Consider the following 17,244-nt stretch of genomic DNA (forward strand, 5'->3'; position numbering starts at 1 on the left):
GGTGGGGGCATGCAGCAGGAGGCGCGACTCGTCACCGTCGACCGGGTCTGGTCGGGCAGGTGGCACGGCCCGAGCGTCGTGCGCGTGTCGCCGACCGCGATCCACCTCGTCGGGGCGGTCGACGCCGGCCACGGCGCGGATGCCGCCCTGCCGCACCTGCCCGGCACGCTGTTCTCGCCCTTCACCGACTCGCACGTGCACCTGGGCCTGGTCGACCCCGGGCAGCTCGTGCGGGGCGGCATCGGCCGCGTGCTCGACCTCGGCTGGAGTCCCGACGTCGCCGCGCTCTGGCCCGAACGGGGCCGGGTCGACGCTGGCTGGCCCGAGGTGCAGGTCGCGGGCGGCCTCCTCTGCCCTCCCGGCGGCTACCCGTCGCGAGCGGGCTGGGCGCCCGACGACGCGTCCGTCGTCGTGGCCGACGCCGCCGACGCCGAGCGGGCCGTCGTGCGGATGCGCGACCTCGGCGCCTCCGTCGTCAAGCTCACCCTCAACAGCGACGTCGGGCCCGTCCTCGACGACGACGTGCTGCGGGCGATCGCGGTCGCGGCCGACCGGGTCGGGCTGCTGACCGTGGCGCACGTGCAGGGCCCCGGGCAGGTGCGCCGCGCGCTCGACGCCGGACTGCTCCGGTTCGCGCACGCCCCGTTCAGCGAGCTGCTGCCCGACGACCTGCTCGACCGCGCGGCCGACGGCACGTGGATCAGCACGCTCGACATCCACCGCGGAGACGAGGCGCAGGAGGTGGCGATCACGAACCTGCGCGGGTTCCGCGAGCGGGGCGGCCACGTCCTCTACGGCACCGACCTCGGCAACGGCGACCTGCCCGCCGGGGTGAACGAGCGAGAGCTGCGGGCGCTGCAGCGCGTCGGCCTCGGCCGCGAGGCGCTGCTCGCCGCCCTCGGCAGCGACGACTCGCTCGACGCGGGGCAGGACGGCGCACACTGGACACCGCGCGCGTCGTGGGTGCCGCAGCCGCCGCCCGCCGACGAACGCGACGATCCCGCGTGGCTGGCCCGCGCCTCCGTCCTCACCGCCTCGACCCTGCAGGAGCTGCTCCCGTGACCACCGCCTCCGACTCGACCGCAGCAGCCGCCCCCGCCGCCGCCGCGTCCCCTGCCTCCACGACCACGTCGACCTCGTTCGTGCCGGCCGCCCCGCCCGTGGACCCGGCCGAGCTCGACGACCCGCTGGCGAGTGCGCACCGCGACGCGGCCGACCCGCTCGCGCACCACACGGCCCTCTTCCTGCCCGCGGGCGACGTGGTCTCGTACCTCGACGGCAACTCCCTCGGCCGGCCGATGGCGGCGACGCCGGCCCGTCTCGACGCGTTCGTGCGCGGCGACTGGGGCACGCGCCTGATCCGCTCGTGGGACGAGCGCTGGATGCGGCTCCCCACCGAGCTCGGCGACCGGATCGGCGCCGCCGCCCTCGGAGCGGCCCCGGGGCAGACGGTCGTGGCCGACTCGACGACGGTGCTGCTCTACAAGGCGATCCGCGCCTCCCTGGCGGCCCGCCCCGACCGGCACGAGATCGTCATCGACGACGACCAGTTCCCGACCGACCGCTTCGTCGTCGAGGGCATCGCCCGCGAGCGCGGCGCGACCGTGCGCTGGCTCTCGGTCGACGAGACCCGGGGGGTGACGCCCGAGCAGGTCCGCGAGGCGGTCGGGCCCGACACGGCGGTGGTGCTCGTCAACCACGTGTCGTACCGGTCGGGGTTCCTCGCCGACCTGCCGACGATCACCGGGATCGTGCACGAGGCCGGGGCGCTGCTCGTCGCGGACCTCTGCCACTCCGTGGGCGTCGTGCCGACCGAGCTCGACGCGTGGAGAGTCGACGTCGCCGTCGGCTGCACGTACAAGTACCTGAACGGCGGGCCGGGCGCGCCGGCGTTCCTCTACGCCCGCGCCGACCTGCTGCCCGAGCTCGAGCAGCCCGTGCAGGGCTGGATGGGCGCCGCCGACGTGTTCGCGATGGCCGAGGGCTACGTGCCCGACGCGGGCATCCGCAAGTTCATCAGCGGCACCCCGCCGGTCGTCGGCATGCTCGCGATGCAGGACATGCTCGACGCGATCGAGGAGGCGGGCCTCCCCGCGATCCGCGAGAAGTCGCTCGCGCTCACCGACTACGCGTTCGACCTCGTCGACGCCTGGCTCGCGCCGCTCGGCGTCACGACGGCGACTCCGCGCGAGCACGAGCGCCGGGGCAGCCACGTGACGGTGCGGCACCCGCGGTTCCGCGAGGTCGTCGCGACGCTCTGGCAGGAGGGGGTGGTGCCGGACTTCCGCGGCCCCGACGCCCTGCGCATCGGCCTCTCGCCGCTCAGCACCACCTTCGACGAGGTGCGCGTCGGGGTGGCCGCGATCCGCGAGGCGCTGCAGCAGGGCTGACCCGCGCCTCCCGCGCTCGCTGACCCGAGGGGAGGGCTAGGGCGAGGCGCATCGCAAAGCGAGACAGATCTGCGCTGATCGGCCTCGGCGATGCCGCACTTGCGCCGCCCTGTCGCGGATCACTCTCAAATTTGAGAATCGGAGGCTGTGGGCGCGGCAGCAGCAGGGGCTGGCCCGGCGCTCTCGCGCACCACTAGTCGCGTCGGCACGATGCGGTCGCCCGATGCCGGCTTCCCCTCGAGCAGCTCGAGGAGGACGCGCATCGAGCGGGCGCCGATCTCGCCGAAGTCCTGGTGCACGGTCGTCAGCGGCGGCCAGAACGAGCCCGACTCGTCCGTGTCGTCGAAGCCGACCACGCTGATCTCGCCCGGGATCGACCGTCCGCGCTCGTGCAGGGCGTGCATGACGCCGAGGGCCATCTGGTCGTTCGCGGCGACGACCGCCGTCACGTCGTCGCGGCTCGCGATCGCGTGGCCCAGGCGGTGGCCGGAGGCGGTCGTCCAGTCCCCCTTGAGCGGCGCCTCCGGCTCGAGGCCCGCGTCGCGCATCGTCGCGTGCCACGACGCGGAGCGCCGGGTGGCCGAGTACGACGTGTCGGGGCCGGCGACGTGGACGATGCGCGTGTGCCCGAGGTCGATCAGGTGCTGGGTCGCGAGGCGGGTGCCCTGCTCCTGGTCGGTGTCGACCACGACGAAGGGGTCGCCGGCGTCCGAGTCGATGATGACGACGGGCAGCCCGCTCGGGATGATCACGTCGGCCCGGTCGAGCATGTGCGCCTCGATGATGATGACGACTCCGTCGACCGCCTCCTCCTGCAGGCGGCTGAAGGCGCCGGCCACCTCGCCCTCGGTGGGCTGGGCGACGGGCATCAGCGTGATCGTGTACCCGGCGCCGGAGGCGGCGGTCACGATCGCGTCGAGGGTGCGCATGTTCCCGAGGGTGGACAGCGTGAACATGATCACGCCGACGCTGCGGAAACGACCCGTCTTCAGCGCCCTGGCCGCGCTGTTCGGCCGGTAGTCGAGCGCTGCCATCGCGTCGAGCACCTTCTGGCGGGTGCCGTCCTCGACGTTCTGCGCGCCGTTCGAGACGCGCGAGACGGTCTGCGACGAGACGCCGGCGCGCGCGGCGACGTCGGCCATCGACACCGTGCGGGTGCGCGGGGCGCGTCGAGATGCCGACTTGATTTCGGACGGCGGAGGTGTCATGGTTGCGAGCATCCCAGATGTTTACGTAAACACACACCCTCCCGGGCAGCGTGTTCACGGCTCCTCACCCCGATGAAGTGGATGGACATGACGACGTTGTCGACACCCGCGACCCGCTCGGAGGCGACCTCGCCGGCGCCCCGCAGCAGCTCGCAGATCCGTCGCGACAAGCGACGCTGGACCGGCTGGGGCTTCGTGCTCCCGTTCCTCGTCGTCTTCGCACTCGTGCTCGTGGCCCCCGTGGTCTACGCGATCTACCTGAGCCTGTTCCAGGAGCAGATGATCGGCGGCAACTCGTTCGTCGGCGCCGACAACTACGTCCGCGCGCTCACCGACCCGAACTTCTGGGACGCGCTCGGCCGCGTCGCGCTGTTCCTCGTGGTGCAGGTGCCGATCATGCTGATCGTCGCCCTGGCCGCCGCCCTCGCCCTCGACTCGGCCCGACTGCACTTCACGGCGTTCTTCCGCATCTCGATCTTCCTGCCATACGCCGTGCCCGCGGTCGTCGCCGCCCTGATGTGGGGCTTCATCTACGGCAACCGCTTCGGCCTCGTCGGCAACCTCGAGGACGCCACGGGCTGGGACCTCCCCGACCTGCTCTCCCAGAGCTGGGTGCTCGCGTCGATCGGCAACATCGTCACGTGGGAGTTCGTCGGCTACAACATGCTGCTGTTCTACGCCGCCCTGCGCGTCATCTCGCCCGACCTCTACGAGGCCGCCGAGCTCGACGGCGCCAGCCCGTTCCGCATCGTCCGCAACATCAAGCTGCCCGCCATCCGCGGCGCGATCGTCATCGGCATCATCTTCTCGATCATCGGCAGCTTCCAGCTCTTCAACGAGCCCAACATCCTGCAGACGCTGGCGCCCAACGCGATCAGCACCTTCTTCACCCCGAACATGTATGCCTACAACCTGTCGTTCGCGGGCCAGCAGTTCAACTACTCCGCCGCCATCGCGATCATCATGGGCGTCCTGACGATGGTCGTCGCCTACGTGGTCCAGCTCGTCGGCACCCGGAAGGACAACTGATGTCGACCCTCACCGGATCCCCCGTCGCCGCGCCCGACGCGGGCACCCCCACCGTCACCCCGAACCGTGTCGCGACCGCCCGCAAGCGCCGCGCCGGCGCCCCCCGCGACAAGCGCAGCGTGCTGCTCACCGTCGTGATGGCCCTGCTGCTCGTCTACTCGGTGCTGCCGCTCTTCTGGCTGCTCGTCAACTCGACCAAGACGCAGGAGGCGCTGTTCAGCTCGTTCGGCCTCTGGTTCAGCGGTGACTTCGCGCTGGTCGACAACATCGAGGGCGTCTTCACCTACGGCGACGGCGAGTTCGTCCGCTGGCTCGGCAACACCCTGCTCTACGTGGTGGTGGGCGCAGGAGGCGCGACCCTGCTGGCCACGCTGGCCGGCTACGGCCTGGCCAAGTTCGACTTCCCGGGCAAGAAGGCCGTCTTCGCGGTCGTGCTGGGCGCGGTCGCCATCCCCGGCACCGCCCTCGCGGTCCCGACGTTCCTGATGTTCAGCCAGATGGGCCTGACCAACACCCCGTGGGCGATCATCCTGCCCTCGCTGATCAGCCCCTTCGGCCTCTACCTGATCTGGACCTACGCCGTCGACTCCGTGCCGACCGAGATCCTCGAGGCCGCGCGCATGGACGGCTCGAGCGAAGTCCGCACGTTCTTCACCATCAGCCTCCGCCTCCTCAGCCCCGGCCTCATCACCGTGCTGCTCTTCTCGATCGTCGCGACCTGGAACAACTACTTCCTGCCGCTGATCATGCTGAGCGACTCGCGCTGGTACCCCCTGACGGTCGGCCTGAACCAGTGGAACGCGCAGTCGACGACCGTCGGCGGCGACCCGATCTACAACCTCGTCATCACAGGATCGTTCCTCGCGATCATCCCGATCGTCGTGGCGTTCCTCTTCCTCCAGCGCTACTGGCAGTCCGGCCTCTCGGCCGGCGGCGTCAAGGCCTGACGCGGGTCGGCACAGCCGACCCGCCCCTCCTCGTCCCCTCCCGCACCACAGCCCCTCCCGTTCCAGAGCCACTCCCCCCGTCCCACCTCCACGATGAAGTGAAAGGCACCACCCATGTCCCGTAACCTCCCCCGCACCGCGAAGCGCGTCGTCGCTCTCGGTCTCGGCATCGCCCTGGCCGGCTCGCTGGCCGCCTGCTCCTCCGGCTCCGGAGGCGGCGCCAGCGCCGACACCGCGACCAGCGACGAGCTCGCCGCGGCCCTGAAGGAGAAGTCCTCGATCACGGTCTGGGCCTGGGCCCCCGCCGTCGAGCCCATCGCCGAGGCCTTCGAGAAGGCGCACCCCGAAATCACCGTCGACGTGCAGAACGTCGGCACCGGCGCCGACCAGTACACGAAGCTGCAGAACGCGATCAAGGCCGGCAAGGGCGCCCCCGACGTCGCCCAGGTCGAGTACTTCGCCATCCCCCAGTTCTCGCTCGGCGACTCGCTCGCCGACCTGAGCGGCTACGGCTACGGCGACCTCGAAGAGGACTTCACCGCCTCGACGTGGAACTCCGTCACCGACGGCGACGCCGTCTACGCCCTGCCCCAGGACTCCGGCCCCATGGCGATGTTCTACCGCCAGGACGTCTTCGACAAGTACGGCATCGCCGTCCCGAAGACGTGGGACGAGTACCTCGCCGCGGCCGAGACGATGCACTCCGCCGACCCGAACCAGTTCATCGCCGGCGACACCGGCGACGCGGGCTTCACGACCAGCATGATCTGGCAGGCCGGCGGGCACCCCTACTCGGTCGACGGCGACACCGTCTCGATCGACCTGCAGGACGAGGGCGCCAAGCGCTGGACCTCGACCTGGAACACCCTCGTCGAGAACGGCTCGCTCGCGCAGACCCCCGGCTGGACTGACGAGTGGTTCCGTGCCCTCGGCGACGGCTCGATCGCGACGATGCTCACCGGTGCCTGGATGCCCGGCAACCTCGAGGCGCAGGCCGCCGACGGCTCCGGCCAGTGGCGCGTCGCCCCGATGCCCCAGTCCGAGGAGGGCGACACCGCGACCGCCGAGAACGGCGGATCGTCGATCGCCGTGATGGAGCAGTCGCAGAACAAGCTCGTCGCCGCCGAGTTCGCCAAGTTCGCCACCGCCGAGGAGGAGGGGCGCCAGATCTCGTTCGACGCCGGCGGCTTCCCGTCCACCACGGCCGACCTCACCGACCCCGAGTTCCTCGCGGAGGCCCCCGAGTACTTCGGCGGCCAGAAGATCAACGAGGTGCTCGGCCAGGCCGCCCAGGACGTGCTGCCCGACTGGCAGTACCTGCCCTTCCAGGTCTACGCGAACAGCATCTTCAGCGACAGCGCGTCGTCGGCCTACACCAACGGCACCTCGCTCGACCCGGTGCTCGAGGAGTGGGCGAAGGCCACGGCCTCGTACGGTGAGCAGCAGGGCTTCACGGTCGAGACCAAGTAGGGCCTCGCAGCACACGCACGACCAGCAGCACCGCAGCACCGCCTGACCACCGCAGCGGGGAGGCGCGACGCACGTCGCGCCTCCCCGTCGCCACGTCCCCTCGCCCCACCGGAGGAACACCATCAGCAGCAGCACCGCCCCCACGAGCACGCGCTTCGTGATCGGCCCCGACCACTTCGAGCTCGACGGCGCCCCGCACCGGGTCGTCGCCGGCGCCCTGCACTACTTCCGGGTGCACCCGGACCAGTGGGCCGACCGCATCCACAAGGCCAGGCTGATGGGCCTCAACACCATCGAGACGTACGTCGCCTGGAACGCGCACTCCCCGCGCCGCGGCGACTTCGACACGAGCGCGGGCCTCGACCTCGGCCGGTTCCTCGACCTCGTCGCCGCCGAGGGCATGCACGCGATCGTGCGCCCCGGCCCCTACATCTGCGCCGAGTGGGACGGCGGCGGCCTGCCCGGCTGGCTCTTCGACGACCCTGCGGTCGGCGTCCGCCGCAGCGAGCCGCTCTACCTCGCCGCCGTCGACGAGTTCCTCGAGCGCGTCTACGAGATCGTCGTGCCCCGGCAGATCGACCACGGCGGGCCCGTCGTGCTCGTGCAGATCGAGAACGAGTACGGCGCGTACGGCGACGACTCCGGGTACCTGCGGCACCTCGTCGACCTGACCCGCGCCTCCGGCGTGGTGGTGCCCCTGACGACGGTCGACCAGCCCACCGACGAGATGCTCGCGGCGGGCAGCCTGCCCGAGCTGCACAAGACGGGCAGCTTCGGGTCGCGCGCCCAGGAGCGGCTCGCCACCCTGCGCCGCCACCAGCCGACCGGGCCCCTGATGTGCTCGGAGTTCTGGGACGGCTGGTTCGACCACTGGGGCGAGCACCACCACACGACCCCGGTCGAGGAGGCGGCACGCGAGCTGGACGCGCTGCTGACGGCGGGCGCGTCGGTCAACATCTACATGTTCCACGGCGGCACGAACTTCGGCTTCACGAACGGCGCGAACCACAAGGGCACCTACCAGTCGCACGTGACCTCGTACGACTACGACGCTCCCCTCGACGAGGCGGGGTGGCCGACCGACAAGTTCTTCGCGTTCCGCGAGGTCATCGCGCGGCACCTGCCCGTGCCCGACGAGGTGCCGGCGCGGCGGTCGCCGTCGCCCGTGCTGTCGACGACGTTCGACCGGAGCGTGCGCCTCGGCGACGTCGTCGGCGACCTCGGTGCCTCGGGCTGGATCGGGACCGAGGACGTGCCCACGATGGACGCGCTCGGCAGCTACCGCGGCTTCGCCCTGCACCGCGTCGACCTGCCGGCCGGCGACGAGCCCCGGGTGCTGTCGTTCGCGGGGGTGCGCGACCGCGCCGTCGTCTCCGTCGACGGTCGGCGGGTGGGCGTCCTCCAGCGCGACCAGCACGAGCGCGCGATCACGGTGCCGCCGGGCCGCGTGCTGGAGGTGCTGGTCGAGGACCAGGGACGCGTCAACTACGGCGTCCGCATCGGCGAGGCGAAGGGCCTCGTCGGGCCCGCGCTGCTCGACGGCGCCGAGCTGACCGGCTGGCGGAGCACGCCGCTCGACCTGGGGGCGGTCGTCGCGACCCTCTCCAGCGGCGCGACCGTGCCGGGCGACGCGACCGTGCCCAGCGGCGCGACCGTGCCGGGCGACGCGACCGTGCCGGGCGACGCGACCGGCGCCTCCTCGGGGTCGGCGGTGGTGCCGGTCTCGCCGGTCTCGACGCTCGACGGCCCGGTCTTCGCGCACGCGACGGTGACGCTCGACGAGCCCGCCGACCTGTTCCTCGACACGCGGTCGTGGGGCAAGGGCGTCGCGTTCGTCAACGGCTTCGCGCTCGGCCGCTACTGGACGCGCGGCCCCCAGCACACGTTGTACGTCCCCGGCGAGCAGCTGCGTGCGGGCGACAACGACCTCGTGGTCTTCGAGACGGGCGCCGCGGCGGCCCCGGTCGTGTCGTTCGTGGCCGACCCCGACCTCGGCCACACCGAGCAGTAGCCCCGCCCGGGGCCCGCCCTGCCTAGCTGCACCCCCGAACCAGCACTACACCCGCAGAACCGGGGGTGCACTGCTGGTTCGGGGGTGTTCCGCGGCTCGGGGTTCGCGGTCAGCGGCGGCGGGCAGCGCCCGGGCGACGGAACTGGCCCGTCGCGGCGAGCACCGCGACGAGCAGCACGGGGACGATCCACCCCGACCAGCCGAGGATCGTGCCCTGCACGAGGTCGATCCGCTCGCCGGCGGCCGCGAACAGCAGGGACGAGCCGGCGGCGGCGTTGAACGCGCCGTGGGCCAGGGCGCCGGGCCAGACGCTGGCCGAGCGCAACCGCAGCCAGGCGAAGACGGCCCCGACGACGACGCACGTCCCGGTCATCATCGCGACGCCGATCCAGCCCGGCGTCTGGACTCCGTAGTTGTAGCCGAGCAGGATCAGCGGCGTGTGCCAGAGCCCCCAGACGGCCCCGCTGACCAGGACGGCAGGCGCGGTGCCCAGGGGCAGGAGGCGCGGCAGCAGGAAGCCCCGCCAGCCGAGCTCCTCCCCCAGCGCCGGCGCGGTGTTGACGAAAGCGCCGATCGGGATCGACACGAGCTGGAGCGCGACGAGCAGGCCGATCGGCGGCAGCGGCCCGGGATCGCCGAGGCCCGCGGTCGCCTGGGCGACCTGCTGTTCGGTCAGCTCGCGGAAGGCCGAGAACCCGGTGACGTCGGCCGGGTAGGAGCCGAGCGCGGCACCGATCGGCAGGGCGACGAGCACGAGCCCGACAGGCACGACGAGCCCGAGGCCGAGGTACACGAGCAGTCGGCCCACGGGGCGCAGCGGCCACAGCCCTAGCGACCGTGGGATCGACGCCGGACGGTCGACGAACCGGCTGACGAGCAGGGCCCCGATCGCGGGCGTCGCCATCATCGCGACCGCGCAGACGCCGAGCAGCGGGCTGGCGAGGCCGTCGCCGAGCCAGAGCGGCAGGCAGACGAGCCAGGCGAGGCCGAACGAGATCAGCACGAACGCGGCGATCGGCCACCACGAGACACGCAGCTCGACGACGATCGACCCGGTGGAGGCGTCGGCCGAGTCCGCAGACAGGTAGCGGTCGCCCGCCACGTGCGCCGCGACGGGCTGCCACTCGGCGGTCGTCGATTCGTCGAGGTCGCAGGTGTCGGTGGCCAGGTCGTCGACCCGCTCACCGCCGGGTGCCGTCCATCCGTGCGCGGGCGGCCGGGAGGAGGGGTTCGTCGTCATCGGTGCTCCGTCGGTCAGCTCGGGCCTCGTGGCAGGGTCTGCTCCATGGTCGCGGTCGCTGCGAGGCCGCACCTCCCCCGAACAGCCGACCCGCGCCTCCTCCACTCGGCCCGACCTGCTCGACCTGCCCGACCGTCGAGCGCGCATCTCTCAGGAACAGCTCGTCTTGCGTTCCTGAACCGTGCACGACGAAGGAACCCGCGTCCTGATCCGTGGAGGATCAGGACGCGGGTTCCTGAGTGGTGCAGCGGAGACGGACGGGGCTAGAAGTCCCAGTCCTCGTCCTCGGTGTTGACGGCCTTGCCGATGACGTACGACGAGCCCGACCCCGAGAAGAAGTCGTGGTTCTCGTCGGCGTTCGGCGAGAGGGCCGACAGGATCGCCGGGTTCACGTCGGTCGTCTCCTTGGGGAACATCGGCTCGTAGCCGAGGTTCATCAGCGCCTTGTTGGCGTTGTAGTGCAGGAACTTCTTGACGTCCTCCGTCAGGCCGACGGTGTCGTAGAGATCCTGCGTGTACTGGATCTCGTTCTCGTAGAGCTCGAAGAGCAGGTTGAACGTGTAGTCCTTGATCTCCTGCTTGCGCTCGTCCGAGGCGCCCTCGAGCCCCTTCTGGAACTTGTAGCCGATGTAGTACCCGTGCACGGCCTCGTCGCGGATGATGAGGCGGATCAGGTCGGCCGTGTTGGTGAGCTTGGCGCGCGACGACCAGTACATCGGCAGGTAGAAACCGCTGTAGAACAGGAACGACTCGAGCAGGGTCGAGGCGACCTTGCGCTTCAGGGGGTCGTCGCCCGTGTAGTAGTCGAGGACGATCTGCGCCTTCTTCTGCAGGTTCGGGTTCTCGACCGACCAGCGGAAGGCGTCGTCGATCTCGGGCGTCGACGCCAGGGTCGAGAAGATCGACGAGTAGCTCTTGGCGTGCACCGACTCCATGAACGCGATGTTCGTGTAGACGGCCTCTTCATGAGGGGTGATCGCGTCGGGGATCAGGCTGATCGCGCCGACGGTGCCCTGGATCGTGTCGAGCAGCGTCAGGCCCGTGAACACGCGCATGGTGAGCTGCTGCTCTTCGGGAGTCAGGGTGTTCCACGACTGCACGTCGTTCGACAGCGGGATCTTCTCGGGCAGCCAGAAGTTGTTGACGAGGCGGTTCCAGACCTCGACGTCCTTGTCGTCCTGGATGCGGTTCCAGTTGATCGCGCTGACCGACTTGATCAGCGGGATCGACTTGCCGGTGGCGTGCACCGGGTCGCCGGCGACGCTGTTGATCTTGTCGGTGATGGTCATGTCGTCTCTTCCGTCGGGATGATGCCGTGGATCTCAGTCAAGGAGGCGGGGGCCGGTCGTCGAGACCGGCCCCCGCCGGGTGGCCGCGGGGCCTAGAGCATGCAGTGCGCCGCAGGGGCGGCGGCCGTGCATCGCAGGAGCGGCGATGCACTGACCAGCACTACAACATGCACGAGACGCAGCCGTCGACCTCAGTGCCCTCGAGGGCGAGCTGGCGCAGACGGATGTAGTAGATCGTCTTGATGCCCGCGCGCCATGCGTAGATCTGGGCCTTGTTGATGTCGCGGGTCGTCGCGGTGTCCTTGAAGAACAGGGTCAGCGAGAGGCCCTGGTCGACGTGCTGCGTCGCCGCGGCGTAGGTGTCGATGATCTTCTCGGGGCCGATCTCGTACGCGTCGGTGTAGTACTCCAGGTTGTCGTTCGTCATGAACGGCGCCGGGTAGTAGACGCGGCCGAGCTTGCCTTCCTTGCGGATCTCGATCTTCGACGCGATCGGGTGGATCGACGACGTCGAGTGGTTGATGTACGAGATCGAGCCGGTCGGGGGCACCGCCTGCAGGTTCTGGTTGTACAGGCCGTGCTGCATGACGCTGGCCTTGAGCTGACGCCAGTCCTCTTGCGTAGGGATCGCGACGCCCGACGCGGCGAAGAGGCCGGCCGCGCGCTCGGTGCTGGGCACCCACTCCTGCTCGGTGTACTTGTCGAAGAACTCGCCGGAGGCGTACTTCGAGTCCTCGAAGCCGCCGAAGGTCACGCCGCGCTCGATCGCGATCGTGTTCGAGGCACGCAGGGCGTGGAACAGCACCGTGTAGAAGTAGATGTTCGTGAAGTCGATCGCTTCTTCGCTGCCGTAGTGCACCCGCTCACGGGCGAGGTAGCCGTGCAGGTTCATCTGGCCGAGGCCGATGGCGTGCGACTGGTCGTTGCCGACCTCGATCGAGCGGACCGACTGGATGTGGCTCATGTCGCTCACCGCGCTGAGGCCGCGGATCGCGGTCTCGACGGTCTTGCCGAAGTCGGGGGCGTCCATCGACAGCGCGATGTTCATCGACCCGAGGTTGCACGAGATGTCCTTGCCGATCTCGTTGTACGACAGGTCTTCGTTGAACGTGGTCGGGGTGTTGACCTGCAGGATCTCCGAGCACAGGTTCGACATGTTGATGCGGCCCTTGATGGGGTTCGCCTTGTTGACCGTGTCCTCGAAGACGATGTAGGGGTAGCCCGACTCGAACTGGATCTCGGCGATCGTCTGGAAGAAGTCGCGCGCCTTGATCTTGGTCTTCTTGATGCGGCCGTCGGCCACCATCTCGCGGTACTTCTCGCTGATCGCCACGTCGCCGAAGGGGACGCCGTAGACCTTCTCGACGTCGTACGGCGAGAAGAGGTACATGTCCTCGTTGTTCTTGGCGAGCTCGAACGTGATGTCGGGCACGACGACGCCGAGGGACAGCGTCTTGATGCGGATCTTCTCGTCGGCGTTCTCGCGCTTGGTGTCGAGGAACCGCATGATGTCGGGGTGGTGCGCGCTGAGGTACACGGCACCGGCGCCCTGGCGGGCACCCAGCTGGTTCGCGTAGCTGAAGCTGTCCTCGAGGAGCTTCATGACGGGGATGATGCCCGACGACTGGTTCTCGATCTGCTTGATCGGGGCGCCGGCCTCGCGGATGTTCGACAGCGACAGCGCGACGCCGCCGCCGCGCTTCGACAGCTGCAGCGACGAGTTGATGCCGCGCGAGATCGACTCCATGTTGTCCTCGATGCGCAGCAGGAAGCAGCTGACGAGCTCGCCTCGCTGGGCCTTCGCGGTGTTGAGGAACGTGGGGGTCGCCGGCTGGAAGCGGCCGCCGATGATCTCCTCGACGAGGTCGATCGCGAGCTGCTCGTCGCCCTGGGCCAGGCCGAGGGCGGTCATCACCACCCTGTCCTCGAAGCGCTCGAGGTATCGCTTGCCGTCGAACGTCTTGAGCGTGTACGAGGTGTAGTACTTGAACGCGCCGAGGAAGGTCTGGAACCGGAACTTCTTCGAGTAGGCCAGGTCGTTCAGGCGCTCGATGAAGGCGAAGTCGTACTGCTCGATGGTCGCGAGCTCGTAGTACTCGTTCTCGACGAGGTAGTCGAGGCGCTCACGCAGGTTGTGGAAGAAGACCGTGTTCTGGTTGACGTGCTGCAGGAAGTACTGCTTGGCCGCCTCCCGGTCCTTGTCGAACTGGATCTCGCCGGACGGACCGTAGAGGTTCAGCATCGCGTTGAGCGAGTGGTAGTCCATGGTCATGCCCTGGCCGGGTGCTGCGATCACTTCGAGATCGTCGACTGCCGTGTCCAAAATTCTTCCAATCCGTTCTGTACTGCTGAGACGTCGTCCGGGGTGCCGAAGACCTCGAACCGGTAGAGGAGGGGCACGTCGCACTTGGCGGCGACGATGTCGCCGGCGAGGCAGTACCCCTCTCCGAAGTTGGTGTTGCCCGCCGCGACCACGCCTCGGATGAGGCTTCGGTTGCCCTCGTCGTTGAGGAACCGGATGACCTGCTTCGGGACGGCGCCTCGGCCCTCGCCGCCGCCGTAGGTCGGCAGGACGAGCACGTAGGGGTCACGGGCGTGGAGCGGGGGCTCGGAGGGGAAGAGCGGGATCCGCTCGGCCGGCACCCCGAGCTTCTCGACGAAACGGTGCGTGTTGCCCGAGACGCTGGAGAAGTAGATGAGATGGGTCACGGTGACGACCGCCTCCTCTGCTCGTGGTGCTGTGCCTCCGGCGACGGGACCGGGCCGCGGCCCGGCCCCGTCACGAGGAGGCGCGGGTCAGGAGACGCGAGCGGCCAGGCCGGCGATCTTGTCGGGACGGAAGCCGCTCCAGTGGTCGTCGTCGGCGATGACGACGGGCGCCTGGAGGTAGCCGAGCGCCTTGACGGTCTCGAGCGCGGCGTCGTCGGCGGTGACGTCGAGGACTTCGTACTCGATGCCCTTGTTGTCGAGGGCGCGGTAGGTGGCCGTGCACTGGACGCAGGACGGCTTGGTGTAAACGGTGATGGCCATGGTTTCCCCTGTGTTCTCGGGCCGACGCGGGGGTCGGACGCGGTGGTTCTGATGCGGGTCTGGGGCAGCGGGCGCAGTGCCTGCGGCAACTCCTCGATACTACATCTTGTGGCCCGGACTCGGGCCCACAACTAGATGCGGTGTTACAGGCGTGTAGTTCCGTCGGGAGAGTTCTCCACAGGAGTTCCCCCAAGTTCTGCACAGATCTGGCGGGGTTGCCCCCAGGATCTGGCGGTTGTGCACATGTTCCTCCCCACCTCCGACATCGCAGCCGGGTCGTCCCCAGTTCGGGGCCACGGCGTGTCGCGGCGTGTCGGCACGGGGCTGCCGGACGCGCCCGCTCCTCCGTAGACTCGACCTCTCGTGAGCACCTATTCGTCCCTCCTGAAGACCCCCGGCGTGGGGCGCATCATCGCGGCCCAGCTGACCGCGCGGTTCCCCTTCGGGATGCTCTCGCTCGCGTTCCTGCTGCACGTCGAGCACGTGCACCACTCGTACGCGGCGGCAGGCCTCGTCCTCGCGGCGACGAGCATCGGCCAGGCGATCTCCGGCCCGCTCACGAGCCGCTGGATGGGCCGCTGGGGCATGCGCCCGGTGCTGATGCTCACCCTCGCCGTCTGCCTGGTGACGATGCTCGCGTTCACCGCGTACGACTTCTCGGTGCCCGCCTTCATGGCCCTCGGCTTCGTCACGGGCCTCAGCGTGCCGCCCGTCCAGCCCGCCGTCCGCACGATCTACCCGAAGATGGTCAACTCGTCGCAGCTGACCCCCCTCTTCTCGCTCGACGCCTCCGCCCAGGAGATCATCTGGGTCGCCGGGCCGGTCATCACCACCTTCGTCGGCACGCAGGTGGGCACCCGCGAGGCGATCTGGCTGGCCGCGCTGTTCCTCGTCGGCGGCGGCATCTGGTTCATCGCCTCGCCCGAGGTCGGCCGGGTGCGCATCCCCCGCAGCAAGCGCTCGTTCGGCAAGGTGCTCGCGCGCCCCACCGTCCTGCTCGCCACCGTCGCGGGCTTCCTGCTCATCGGCGCGTGCGCTGCGGTCGAGGCCGGCGTCGTGGCGCTCTTCGGCGAGGGCAGCGCCGACTCGGGCATCGCCCTGGCCGTCTTCGCCGCCGGCTCGCTCGTCGGCGGCCTCGCGCTCGGTCACGTGCCCGTCGGCCCCTGGGCGCTCGGCCGCCGCCTCGCCATCGTGTTCGTCGGCATGGTGCTCGCGATCTTCGCCACGGGGCTCCTGCCGATCAGCGGCGCCCTGCTCGTCGCCGGGGTCGGCATCGCTCCCGCCCTCGCCGTGATGTTCGCCATCGTCTCGTCGAGCGTCAAGTTCAGCGACACCGCCGAGGCCTACGGCTGGGCGGGCACCGGCCAGCTGATCGGCTCGGCCCTCGGCTCGGCCATCGCCGGCTTCTGGATCGACCGCATCGGCGGCCAGGGCGGCCTCGTGGTCGCCGCGGCCTTCGCGTTCGTGGGCGTGGTGGTCGGCCTCGTGTTCCACCGTGCGCTGCCCGACCTCCGCGGCCGCGACGCGAGCCCGCTGCCCGACACGGAGCCGGTCCCCGTCCAGGCCAGCTGACCTGCGACCACCGGCCTGCGACCACCGGTCCGCGCCTCCGCCTCGCCTGCCGGCCCGCGCCTCCTCCTCGTCCCTCGGCCCGTGCCTCCTCCTCGCCTGCTGGCTCGCGCCTCCTCGGCCCGGCCGTGACCGCGGATGGGAGGATCGGGGCATGACCGACATCACCGTCCCGTCCGTCGTCCTGTCCGACGGAGCCCGCATCCCCCAGCTCGGCCTCGGCGTCTACAAGGTCGCCGACGACGAGGCGCGCACCGTCGTCGCCACCGCCCTCGAGCTCGGGTACCGCCACGTCGACACGGCGTCGTTCTACGGCAACGAGGTCGGCGTCGGGCAGGCGCTGCGCGCCTCCGACGTGCCGCGGGACGACGTCTTCGTCACCACCAAGGTCTGGAACACCGAGCAGGGCTACGACGAGACGCTGCGCGCCTTCGACGCGAGCCTCGACCGCCTCGGCACCGACCACGTCGAGCTCTACCTGATCCACTGGCCGGCCCCCACGCAGGACAAGTACGTCGACACCTGGCGTGCGCTCGAACGGATCGCCGAGGAGGGGCGGGCCCGGTCGATCGGCGTCAGCAACTTCCAGGTGCACCACCTCGAGCGGCTGCTCGGCGAGACGAGCGTCGTGCCGGTCATCGACCAGGTCGAGGCGCACCCGTGGCTGCAGCAGCACGAGCTGCGCGAGTTCTGCGCCGCCCGCGGCATCGCCGTCGAGGCCTGGTCGCCGCTCGCCCGCGGCCGCGTCCTCGACGACACGGTGATCGGGCGCATCGCGGCGAAGCACGGGGTCGAGCCCGCCCAGGCCGTCATCCGCTGGCACCTGCAGCAGGGCCTCGTGGTGATCCCGAAGACCGTGAACGCGCGCCGGCTGGCGACGAACCTCGACGTGTTCGGCTTCGAGCTCGACGAGGACGACCTCGCCGAGATCGCCGCGCTCGACAGCGGCGAGCGCTCCGGCTCGCACCCCGACCAGGTCGGCTGACCCCTCCTCTCCTCCCTCGCCCTCGCCCTCGCTCTCGCTCTCGCCCTCGCTCTCGCTCGAGTCGGCGGGTCGGTGC

General features: G+C 70.2%; 14 protein-coding genes. 8 read left to right on the forward strand and 6 right to left on the reverse strand.

Annotation, left to right across the window (positions count from 1 at the left end; genetic code table 11):
* The first annotated feature begins 9 nt into the window (after positions 1–9).
* On the forward strand, positions 10–1,062 hold the full coding sequence (locus tag ACZZ97_RS10475; protein ID WP_463473103.1) for a hypothetical protein: 1,053 nt from the start codon (positions 10–12) through the stop codon (positions 1,060–1,062).
* A gap of 98 nt (positions 1,063–1,160) precedes the next feature.
* Positions 1,161–2,390, forward strand: a complete 1,230-nt coding sequence (locus tag ACZZ97_RS10480) for a kynureninase (RefSeq protein WP_463473794.1) — start codon at positions 1,161–1,163, stop codon at positions 2,388–2,390.
* Between the two features lie 125 nt (positions 2,391–2,515).
* Here the strand turns inward: ACZZ97_RS10480 and ACZZ97_RS10485 are convergent, their stop codons facing one another.
* On the reverse strand, positions 2,516–3,598 hold the full coding sequence (locus tag ACZZ97_RS10485) for a LacI family DNA-binding transcriptional regulator (RefSeq protein WP_463473104.1): 1,083 nt from the start codon (positions 3,596–3,598) through the stop codon (positions 2,516–2,518).
* An 87-nt stretch (positions 3,599–3,685) separates the two neighbouring features.
* Here ACZZ97_RS10485 and ACZZ97_RS10490 point away from each other — a divergent pair, with 87 nt between their 5' ends.
* The 4 genes from ACZZ97_RS10490 (at position 3,686) to ACZZ97_RS10505 (ending at position 9,055) form a co-directional block, all read left to right on the forward strand.
* Positions 3,686–4,627: a carbohydrate ABC transporter permease gene (locus ACZZ97_RS10490; RefSeq protein ID WP_463473795.1), complete on the forward strand. Its 942-nt coding sequence runs from the start codon at positions 3,686–3,688 to the stop codon at positions 4,625–4,627.
* Entirely contained in the window at positions 4,627–5,574 is a 948-nt protein-coding gene (locus tag ACZZ97_RS10495) for a carbohydrate ABC transporter permease (RefSeq protein ID WP_314104149.1), read from the forward strand. The genes ACZZ97_RS10490 and ACZZ97_RS10495 overlap by 1 nt, the downstream gene beginning before the upstream one ends.
* Positions 5,575–5,688: 114 nt before the next feature.
* Entirely contained in the window at positions 5,689–7,044 is a 1,356-nt protein-coding gene (locus ACZZ97_RS10500; RefSeq protein WP_463473105.1) for an ABC transporter substrate-binding protein, read from the forward strand.
* Between the two features lie 157 nt (positions 7,045–7,201).
* Positions 7,202–9,055, forward strand: a complete 1,854-nt coding sequence (locus ACZZ97_RS10505; RefSeq protein WP_463473106.1) for a glycoside hydrolase family 35 protein — start codon at positions 7,202–7,204, stop codon at positions 9,053–9,055.
* A 109-nt stretch (positions 9,056–9,164) separates the two neighbouring features.
* On the opposite strand, the gene ACZZ97_RS10510 is transcribed toward ACZZ97_RS10505, so the two are convergent.
* The 5 genes from ACZZ97_RS10510 to nrdH all read right to left on the reverse strand — a co-directional run bounded on the left by ACZZ97_RS10510 (position 9,165) and on the right by nrdH (position 14,614).
* Positions 9,165–10,295: a lysostaphin resistance A-like protein gene (locus tag ACZZ97_RS10510; RefSeq protein ID WP_463473107.1), complete on the reverse strand. Its 1,131-nt coding sequence runs from the start codon at positions 10,293–10,295 to the stop codon at positions 9,165–9,167.
* Between the two features lie 263 nt (positions 10,296–10,558).
* A complete protein-coding gene (gene nrdF, locus ACZZ97_RS10515; protein ID WP_228506869.1) occupies positions 10,559–11,584 on the reverse strand; it encodes a class 1b ribonucleoside-diphosphate reductase subunit beta in 1,026 nt (341 codons plus the stop codon).
* A 160-nt stretch (positions 11,585–11,744) separates the two neighbouring features.
* Complete coding sequence (nrdE, locus tag ACZZ97_RS10520; RefSeq protein WP_208292626.1) at positions 11,745–13,850, reverse strand: class 1b ribonucleoside-diphosphate reductase subunit alpha; 2,106 nt, start codon at positions 13,848–13,850, stop codon at positions 11,745–11,747.
* Between the two features lie 26 nt (positions 13,851–13,876).
* Positions 13,877–14,293 (reverse strand): class Ib ribonucleoside-diphosphate reductase assembly flavoprotein NrdI, encoded by a 417-nt coding sequence (gene nrdI, locus ACZZ97_RS10525; protein ID WP_314102160.1) that lies wholly within the window; start codon positions 14,291–14,293, stop codon positions 13,877–13,879.
* 87 nt (positions 14,294–14,380) lie between these two features.
* Entirely contained in the window at positions 14,381–14,614 is a 234-nt protein-coding gene (gene nrdH / locus ACZZ97_RS10530) for a glutaredoxin-like protein NrdH (protein WP_123547992.1), read from the reverse strand.
* Between the two features lie 363 nt (positions 14,615–14,977).
* On the opposite strand from nrdH, the gene ACZZ97_RS10535 reads away from it, so the two are divergent.
* Positions 14,978–16,186: an MFS transporter gene (locus ACZZ97_RS10535; protein ID WP_314102159.1), complete on the forward strand. Its 1,209-nt coding sequence runs from the start codon at positions 14,978–14,980 to the stop codon at positions 16,184–16,186.
* 151 nt (positions 16,187–16,337) lie between these two features.
* Complete coding sequence (locus ACZZ97_RS10540; protein WP_463473108.1) at positions 16,338–17,168, forward strand: aldo/keto reductase; 831 nt, start codon at positions 16,338–16,340, stop codon at positions 17,166–17,168.
* Positions 17,169–17,244 lie beyond the last annotated feature (76 nt).

This window comes from Frigoribacterium sp. AC512 (genome assembly GCF_979258295.1).